A 7,414-nucleotide genomic window follows, 5' to 3' on the forward strand; every position below is an offset into this window, starting at 1 on the left:
GGGTAGCGAAGTGATGTGTCGGGAGTGGTGTTGCGCTCCTGATCACCGAGGAACCGGATGACCGAATTGGTCACGTCCGGATCTGTGGGGGGGATGGCTCAGTAATGGCTGTCTCTACCCGGACGGTGTGGCTGGTAACAGACGCATCGATGCGTAGGTACGACAGCAGGCGAGGTGCAAAGGTAAGGAAACCGGGGACGTACCACGGTAAACGCGATCGGCGACCGATCGGCCTCGCCTGGTTCCGAGCGATCTGCTTGGGGCCGGCGCATCCCCGATCCGATGTCGGCGCCGACGCCCCGCCGTGCCGGGCGCGCCAACGGGGCGCGGTTGCTGGACAAGGTTCCGTCGACGTCAATTCCGGGGGAACCTCATAGAGACGTTTAGGGGCGTGTAGGGGCGTGTAGGGGCGTGTAGGGGCGACTTCAGTCGCCCCCTCGCTCCTGCGGCTTGGTTTCCGGGCGACTGAAGTCGCCGCTACCCATGGGCGACTGAAGTCGCCGCTACCCATGGGCGACTGAAGTCGCCGCTACCTCTGGGCGACTGAAGTCGCCGCTACCTCTGGGCGACTGAAGTCGCCCCTACCCCTGGGCGACTGAAGTCGCCCCTACCCCTGGGCGGCCTTAGCTCGCTCCCACGCTCTGAGACTGTGCAAGTATTCCACCGCCCTTCACCAAAGGGGCGGGAGTGCTAGAATACGCCGCATCGTCGCCGAGATCCCGCCGCCGGAGTGACCGTGAACACACCGATGCCGACGCCCTGCCCACTGCCGAATCTGCCGCCCGAGCAGCTCGCCTTCTTGCCGCCGGGCGAGGATGAGGGCACGCCTTCACCCAAGCGTGCCGCCGCCGCTGTGGCCGATGCCCTGCGCGGGCGGCGCTACAAGCGCGGCTTTGAGCCGAGCCAGCCGATGTTGCTGCCGCCGAGCGTGGAGGATGACATCGCAGCGGACAACCCGGCACGGGCGATCGGCGTCGATGTTGACCTGCTGGTCGATGTCGGTGAACTGGGGTTCAAGCACGGTGCCGGGGCAGGCGGTGCGGGCCAACCCGCTTTTGATCCGGCCGACCTGCTCAAGCTCTATCGCTACGGCGATCTGAACCGGGTGCACTCCAGCCGGCGGCTGGCCGCCGAGTGTCAACGCAACCTGGAGGTCATGTGGCTGCTCAAGGGACTGCAGCCGGGCGACCACACGATTGCCGATTTCCGCAAAGACAACGCCAAGGCGCTCAAGGCGGTCAATCGCCAGTTCATGCTGCTGTGCCGTGACCCGGGACTGTATGGCGGCACCCGAGTCGGTCTGGACGGCAGCTTCTTCAACGGCAATGCCAGTGCGGGCAGCATCAAAACCAAACAGCAGCTCGAGCGGGAGCTGGCGGCACTGGAGCGCGACATCGAGCGCGACCACGAGCAGATCGACACCGCCGATGCCGGCGAGGCGTCCGGCCCGGCAGCCCACACTCACTGCCGAGCAGCTCGCCGCGCTGCAGGAGCGTGCTCGGCGCCGGCGTGATCAGCTGAAGGTCCTCGCCGAGACCGGCGAGATCCAGCTCTCGCGCACCGATCCGGACGCCCGGAGGCTGACCAAAAACGGCAAGCAGGTCACCGGTTACAACGTGCAGATCGTTGTCGACGATCGGCACGGCCTGATTCTGACTCACGAGGTCACCAATGCCGGCAACGACTACGGCCAGCTCACGGTGATGGCCGAGCAGTCCCGCCAGGCCCTGGCGGACACTGCCCCCGAGGGGGCTGAGGTCCCGTCTCCGGAGATCCTCGCCGACGGCGGCTATTTCACCGAGGCGGAGATTGCGGCCTGCGAGGCGCGCGGCATCACTGTTTATGTCCCGCTGCCCGAGAAGAAGGGCTCGGCCCACGCCGAGGGCCGCCTGCCCGGCAGCGCCTTCCGCTACGACGCCGAGCTGGATGTCTACATCTGCCCGGCTGGCCGGCACCTCGCGCCGAGCGGGCAGCCTGCGGCCAAGAACGGTGTCCTGCGCCAGCGTTACCGCAGCGACGAGCGCGACTGCCGGGCGTGCCCGCAGCGCGACGCCTGTCTGCCCGAGAAGACCCCGAGCCGGCAAATTTACCGCTCCGAGCATGCCGATGCCGTGGATCGCCACCGTACGCGGATGGCCGCCTCCCCCGAGGCGATGCGCCAACGCGCTGCGCTCTGCGAACATCCGTTCGGGACGCTGAAGCGCTGGCTGGGTTGGGATCACTTCCTGGTGCGCGGCTTCGAGAAGGTGCGCGGGGAAATGGCCCTATTGGTTCACTGCTACAACTTCCGACGACTGCTGAGTCTCTTCGGCATCCAGGGCTTCATCGCCCTGTGCCGGGCGCACCGCGAAGCGGGCGCTGACGGGGATGGTCTCGGCGTGCATTTTCGGGTGCTCGCCAGGGTGCGCAAGCGCCTCCGTGAGGCGATCGGTGGTCTTGCCGAGTGTTTTCGCCAGCCCGATCTTGCCGTCGGGTGAACGCGCCCTGCGCCTGGTGCGGCGCGCTGATGGGCGAAAATGCGCCGCCCAATCGCGAGAGCGAATACTTGCACAGTCTCGGAGCGTGGGAGCGAGTTAGGGGAGCGGGAGAGTGCGAGGGAACGACGCCGGCGGGTCAGTGTGAGGGTGCGTTCGCTTGTTCAGATGGTTGACACTCAGTCGATCGGCTTGCAGATTTGGCTCTGGGCGTATTCTCCGACGGTTTCGTGATGCAACTTATTGACGATACGAAGATCCGGGAAGTCACTGATCGGATCGTCACGGCGCTCGCCCCGGTCCGGGTTGTGTTGTTTGGTTCCTATGTCTGGGGAGAACCCGACAGCGACAGTGACCTGGATTTGTATGTGATTGTGCCTGACCAGTCGGAGCCGTCCTATCGCCTGGCGCGGCGGGCTTACCATGCCTTGCATGGCGTGAATGTCCCCGTGGATGTGGTTGTGCGTACCCGCACGGAATCGGACCGTCAGGCCGGTGTGGCGTCGTCGTTCGATCGCGACGTGCTGTCCCGTGGGATCGTCTTGTATGGCTGACGCCGCAGCCGTCTTGGTTGGTGCTTGGATCGCAAAGGCTGAGCGAGACCTTGCTTCGGCCTCCCCACGACTGTTGGACGGTACGCCCCCGTATCCCGATACAGCGGTCTATCACTGCCAGCAAGCGGGCGAAAAGGCACTCAAGGCTTTTCTTGCTGCCCATGGGCGGCACATTCGCCGTGTCCATGACTTGGTTCTGCTGATCGACACCTGTGTCGTGAGGCAGCGGCCCTGACCGACGAGGACATCGATCGACTCGTCCATGAGCTTCGCTAGGCGGATCGTCCTGGACACGGGCGTTCTGGTGAGCGCCGCGATTCGCCCGAATTCCGTATCCCTGGCATGGGATTCCCATACTTCTGCCGGCCGCATTCCTCGTCGGGATTCGCTAGGTTGGCCACGCTCCCATGCTGGACAAACAGCGTCATCCCGGAGATGTCTTCGCCTGAACTTGAGCCTCGGTTTCCCCCGGTTGTCAGCCGGCGCCACTCGGCGGTTGGCGATTGATCGATGCAGACACACCAGCGGCAGGGATTCGGGTGACTGGGCGACTGAAGTCGCCCCCACCTCGGGACACAAAGTGAACCGTGCCCCATTTACTCAATTGAGAACATCCAAATCATCAACCTCGCGCCGGCGCGACCCCACCCACGACAGCGGTTCCAATCCACCGTCGTTCCCTGGATTGCCGTGCGGATTCAGACCTACCTCGGGCTGCTCTACCAGGATCTCGTTCGTGCCGGGACCCTGAGTGTCGCGGGACGTCTGCCGCCCGTGCTGCCCGTGGTGCTCTACAATGGTGTCACGCCTTGGCGTGCTGCCGAGACGCTGGAGCCGCTCATCGAGCCGGCGCCGCCGGTGCTCGAGCGCTATCGCCCGCGACAGGCTTACCTGTTGCTCGACGAGCAGCGACTCGCCAAGGACGGCTCCCTGCCCGAGCGCAACCTCTGTGCCGCATTGTTTCGGCTCGAGGCGAGCCGCGGCGCGGTCGCAGATCCCGGGGTCACCAGATCCCGGGGTCAGGCCTCCCGTCGCACATTCGGAAACAGCCGATCGGCCTGGAGACGAAGCGGGGTCTCCCGTAGCGCACAGGTTAGATCGCGCGGGTGAGCATCGAGGAGGCGGCGGAGATGTTGCGGGCGTAGAGGCGACAGGCAGGAGTTTTCGATGCCTCTGGAGATCCAACATATTGTTTGGCTCGAAGATATCGTTCAGAAGCTGCGCTGGAAGCACAGTGTAGAAGAGTACGAGGTGCTTGAAATGCTGGAAAACCGGCCTCGATTCCGTCGCAAGGAGTCAGGTCATGTGGATGGAGAAGATGTGTTCGGCGCTTTTGGTCGCACCAATGCCGGCCGACTGCTCAGCGTGTTCTTTGTCTATACGAAGGATAAGCGAGCCATCATCGTTTCGGCGCGCGATATGACGCAAAATGAGGTGAAACGCTATGGCTAGCCGATCGTCCGTTTCCAACGCCGATAGCTATCAGGATATTGGTGATTATTGGGATCAACACGATGCTACCGAAAGCGGTGGGCAGGAGCAGGCCGACTTCGATGTCCGGATTCTTTCGCGACGTCACTATTTCGCAATTGATGATGAGCTGTGCGCGAAGATTCGAATCTTGGCCGAGCGCCGCGGCATCAGCGACGAGACACTGGTCAATATGTTTCTGAAAGATCGGATTGCGGAAGTGGATTTGCAACCTTGAGTCTCGGGTGGAACCGTTACGACTGTTTTGGTTGATGACGCCTCCATCCCATGCTGGCAGCTGGAAACCTGGACCGATCAGTGGAAACGAGAAGGCTTGGAACAAGGCCTGGAGCAAGGTCGCGAGGCAACCCGCCACATCCTGATCCGTCTGGTGCGACGCCGATTCGGTCCAACGATCGCCGAGCAGACACACCCGTTGCTCGCACGCATCGTCGATCTCCAAGCGTTGGAAGACCTCGGCGACCAACTGCTCATCAGTCCGGACGGGGACGATTGGTTACTGGCCGTGCGGAGGATGAGTGTCGGCGACGAACACTAGGCCCATGTGCAGACACCGGGGGAGGGGGAAACCGTCGGGTAGCAGGGTGACCTTACGGTCACCCCGCCCCCTAAGAACCGTGCTTGCGACTTTCACCGCACACGGCTCAAGCCTTGAAAAGGCACCGTGAAGCACCCGGCGATCAACGGGGGTGTGGCTGAGACGCGTCACGTCACGAGCCATGCAGGAGCCGCGACGGGTGGCCGTCCCCGCTGACGCCCGCGCCGCTCGACGAAATAGTCGGCCTGTTGCGGGTCGTAGGGGTTGGCGTCGCCGCGGATCTTCACATGGCGTCGAATCGGGATACTCGCCATCCGAAAGAGCGTGACCGATCCGTCCGTGAACACCCAGTCTCGGCCGTCCTTGTGGGCATAGTAGCGATCCTTGACCCACTTTCGACCTTTCCGGGGATGTCGCCGTCTGGCCCAATTCCATGTCATGCACCAGATCGCGTGATCGATGTCGCTGAAGACCTCCTTGCTCACGACATGGCGGTAGTAGTAACCCCATCCCCGAATGAGGGGATTGAGGCGCCGGATCAACACATCCTGCGACAGGCTGCCGCCTGCTTCGAGGAGGGTCCGGACCTTTTCCTTAACCGCGGCGATACTGGGTTTGGCCGGTGTGATGAGCAGTTTTCCATAATACTTGCGCAGATTGAAGCCGAGGAAGTCGAACCCGTCGTCGATATGCACGATCCGGGTTTTCGCTTCGGACAGCTCCAGGCCTCGCTCCATGAGGAACTGCTGCACCAGGGGTTTGACCTCATCGGCCAGCAGCGCCAAGGACGCGCCGGTGATGATGAAGTCGTCCGCATAGCGGACCAGGTTGACCTTGTCACGGGGGTGGAACCGCGCACGCAGGCGCTGCTCCAGCCCGTCGAGGGCCATGTTGGCCGCCGTCGGGGAGAGGATCCCCCCTTGCGGAGTACCTTGCGTCGTGGGACGGAAGACCCCGCGTTCCATGAAACCGGCCTTGAGCCAACCCCGCAATTTCCCTTGATTCGTCGGGACATGTTCGAGGAGCCACGGATGTGACAATTCATCGAAACAGGCCCGGATATCCCCTTCCAGAATCCATTCGGCGCAGTTGCGTCGACAGAGCGCGAGAAAACACCCGGCGATCGCATCATGCGCCCCGCGCGCCTTGCGAAAGCCATTGGAGCACGGGTCGGCCAGGGTTTCCGACACCGGATCCAGCGCCAGCAGCTCCAGGGCCTGTTCGGCCCTGTCGGCGTGCACCGGAATGCCGAGCGGGCGGCGTTTTCCGTTTTTCTTGGGGATGTAGATCCGTCTGAGCGGTGTTGGTCGGTAGTCCTTCGCATTCAACTGGTGGGCTTGTCGCCACTTGCGCGCGGGGGTGTTCAACAGCACACCATCGACCCCCGGCGTGTTTTTGCCCCGATTGGAGCTCACCCGCTGCACCGCCAAGAGTTTGGCGGCGAGCGAGTTGGCGAGCAGGCGTTGCAGCGACCGCACGCGGTGCCACTTGCCGGCTCTGACTGCCTTCACGATTCGCGCTTGGAGTCGGCCGACGAAACGACGTATCCTGGTCCAGTCGATTGCGAACCAGGGCGCCGTCCCATCCCGAGGGCCTTCAATGATGCCGAGGGCGATCATCGTCTAAAGAAACCTGTCGGGTTGAGCCTGTCGTAGGTGTGTTTCGTGAGTCAAGACCCGCCGGAAGTCTGCCCCCTTTCGGGGTAGGGCAAAGCTTGAACCCCTATCCGACCCATTACGGATCGGCTTTCGCTTGCTCCGGCATCCTTTACCCGCTCGCCCGCGGGTCGACCCTTGCGGGCCGCTGTCCACCATCCTTGTGGGGGCGATCGGGCTTACCACGTTTCACATGTGTACCATTCCCGAAGGGGTTAGGCTCCGCCTCTCCGCCGGCAGCGCGACATCTGCGCGGGGCCAACATTGGAAGCCCCGACCTGACTGCTCACCTTTTGGTCCATGCCTGGTCAGCCTCTTTGGCATGTTCTTAGTAACGGCGGCTCTACAGCGATTCACCTGAGTTAGCCTTGCCCTTCAACCCCGGCTCCCGACCACCTCGAGGCTGGCAGTCGCGACCTCCCCTCGCGGTTTGGTCACCCGTCGGATCGACGGAGGCTACCGTGTCCCGGACGCTTCGCACCTCGGGGTTGCCCCCGACGCACGGCCCGGTAGGGTACCGGCGGCAGAACGCCGGATCTCTCTGATTTCCTTGATAAATACACATGCGACCTCGTGTCGCACCAATGCCATTAAGTTAAGCCCTAGCGGCAGCGCTTGTAGTTGGGATGGAAGCGTTTTGGCTTCGTGGACTTGATGTTGCGCGGGAACGACCGATCGGGCCGGATCGCCTCCACCTCCAGT

General features: G+C 63.2%; 8 protein-coding genes and 1 pseudogene. 8 read left to right on the forward strand and 1 reads right to left on the reverse strand.

The genetic code is table 11. The features are described 5' to 3' along the window. The first annotated feature begins 736 nt into the window (after positions 1–736). The 8 genes and pseudogenes from AADX97_RS28105 (at position 737) to AADX97_RS28140 (ending at position 5,057) form a co-directional block, all read left to right on the forward strand. Positions 737–1,513 carry a transposase gene (locus tag AADX97_RS28105; RefSeq protein WP_374238693.1) on the forward strand — a complete coding sequence of 259 codons (777 nt, stop codon included), beginning with the start codon at positions 737–739 and terminating at the stop codon, positions 1,511–1,513. Beyond that, entirely contained in the window at positions 1,428–2,477 is a 1,050-nt protein-coding gene (locus tag AADX97_RS28110) for a transposase (RefSeq protein WP_374238692.1), read from the forward strand. Before AADX97_RS28105 ends, AADX97_RS28110 begins: the two co-directional genes overlap by 86 nt. Before the next feature lie 230 nt (positions 2,478–2,707). After that, entirely contained in the window at positions 2,708–3,028 is a 321-nt protein-coding gene (locus tag AADX97_RS28115) for a nucleotidyltransferase domain-containing protein (protein WP_374237531.1), read from the forward strand. Beyond that, positions 3,021–3,263: a HEPN domain-containing protein gene (locus tag AADX97_RS28120; RefSeq protein WP_374237532.1), complete on the forward strand. Its 243-nt coding sequence runs from the start codon at positions 3,021–3,023 to the stop codon at positions 3,261–3,263. Before AADX97_RS28115 ends, AADX97_RS28120 begins: the two co-directional genes overlap by 8 nt. A gap of 425 nt (positions 3,264–3,688) precedes the next feature. Next, positions 3,689–4,009 (forward strand): annotated as a pseudogene (locus AADX97_RS28125) (Rpn family recombination-promoting nuclease/putative transposase); the annotation flags it as partial. Positions 4,010–4,195: 186 nt separating this feature from the next. Further along, positions 4,196–4,480 (forward strand): BrnT family toxin, encoded by a 285-nt coding sequence (locus tag AADX97_RS28130; RefSeq protein WP_374237533.1) that lies wholly within the window; start codon positions 4,196–4,198, stop codon positions 4,478–4,480. Continuing rightward, the gene (locus tag AADX97_RS28135; protein ID WP_213466062.1) at positions 4,473–4,736 is read left to right on the forward strand and encodes a CopG family antitoxin; all 264 of its coding nucleotides are present in this window, start codon (positions 4,473–4,475) and stop codon (positions 4,734–4,736) included. The genes AADX97_RS28130 and AADX97_RS28135 overlap by 8 nt, the downstream gene beginning before the upstream one ends. 96 nt (positions 4,737–4,832) lie before the next feature. Next, positions 4,833–5,057 (forward strand): hypothetical protein, encoded by a 225-nt coding sequence (locus AADX97_RS28140; protein ID WP_374237534.1) that lies wholly within the window; start codon positions 4,833–4,835, stop codon positions 5,055–5,057. A gap of 167 nt (positions 5,058–5,224) precedes the next feature. Here AADX97_RS28140 and ltrA read toward each other — a convergent pair whose 3' ends face one another. Next, on the reverse strand, positions 5,225–6,676 hold the full coding sequence (gene ltrA / locus AADX97_RS28145; protein ID WP_374237535.1) for a group II intron reverse transcriptase/maturase: 1,452 nt from the start codon (positions 6,674–6,676) through the stop codon (positions 5,225–5,227). Between the last annotated feature and the right edge of the window lie 738 nt (positions 6,677–7,414).

The organism is Thiocapsa sp. C2-2m, assembly GCF_041903745.1.
Taxonomy (GTDB): Bacteria; Pseudomonadota; Gammaproteobacteria; order Chromatiales; family Chromatiaceae; genus Thiocapsa; species Thiocapsa roseilacustris.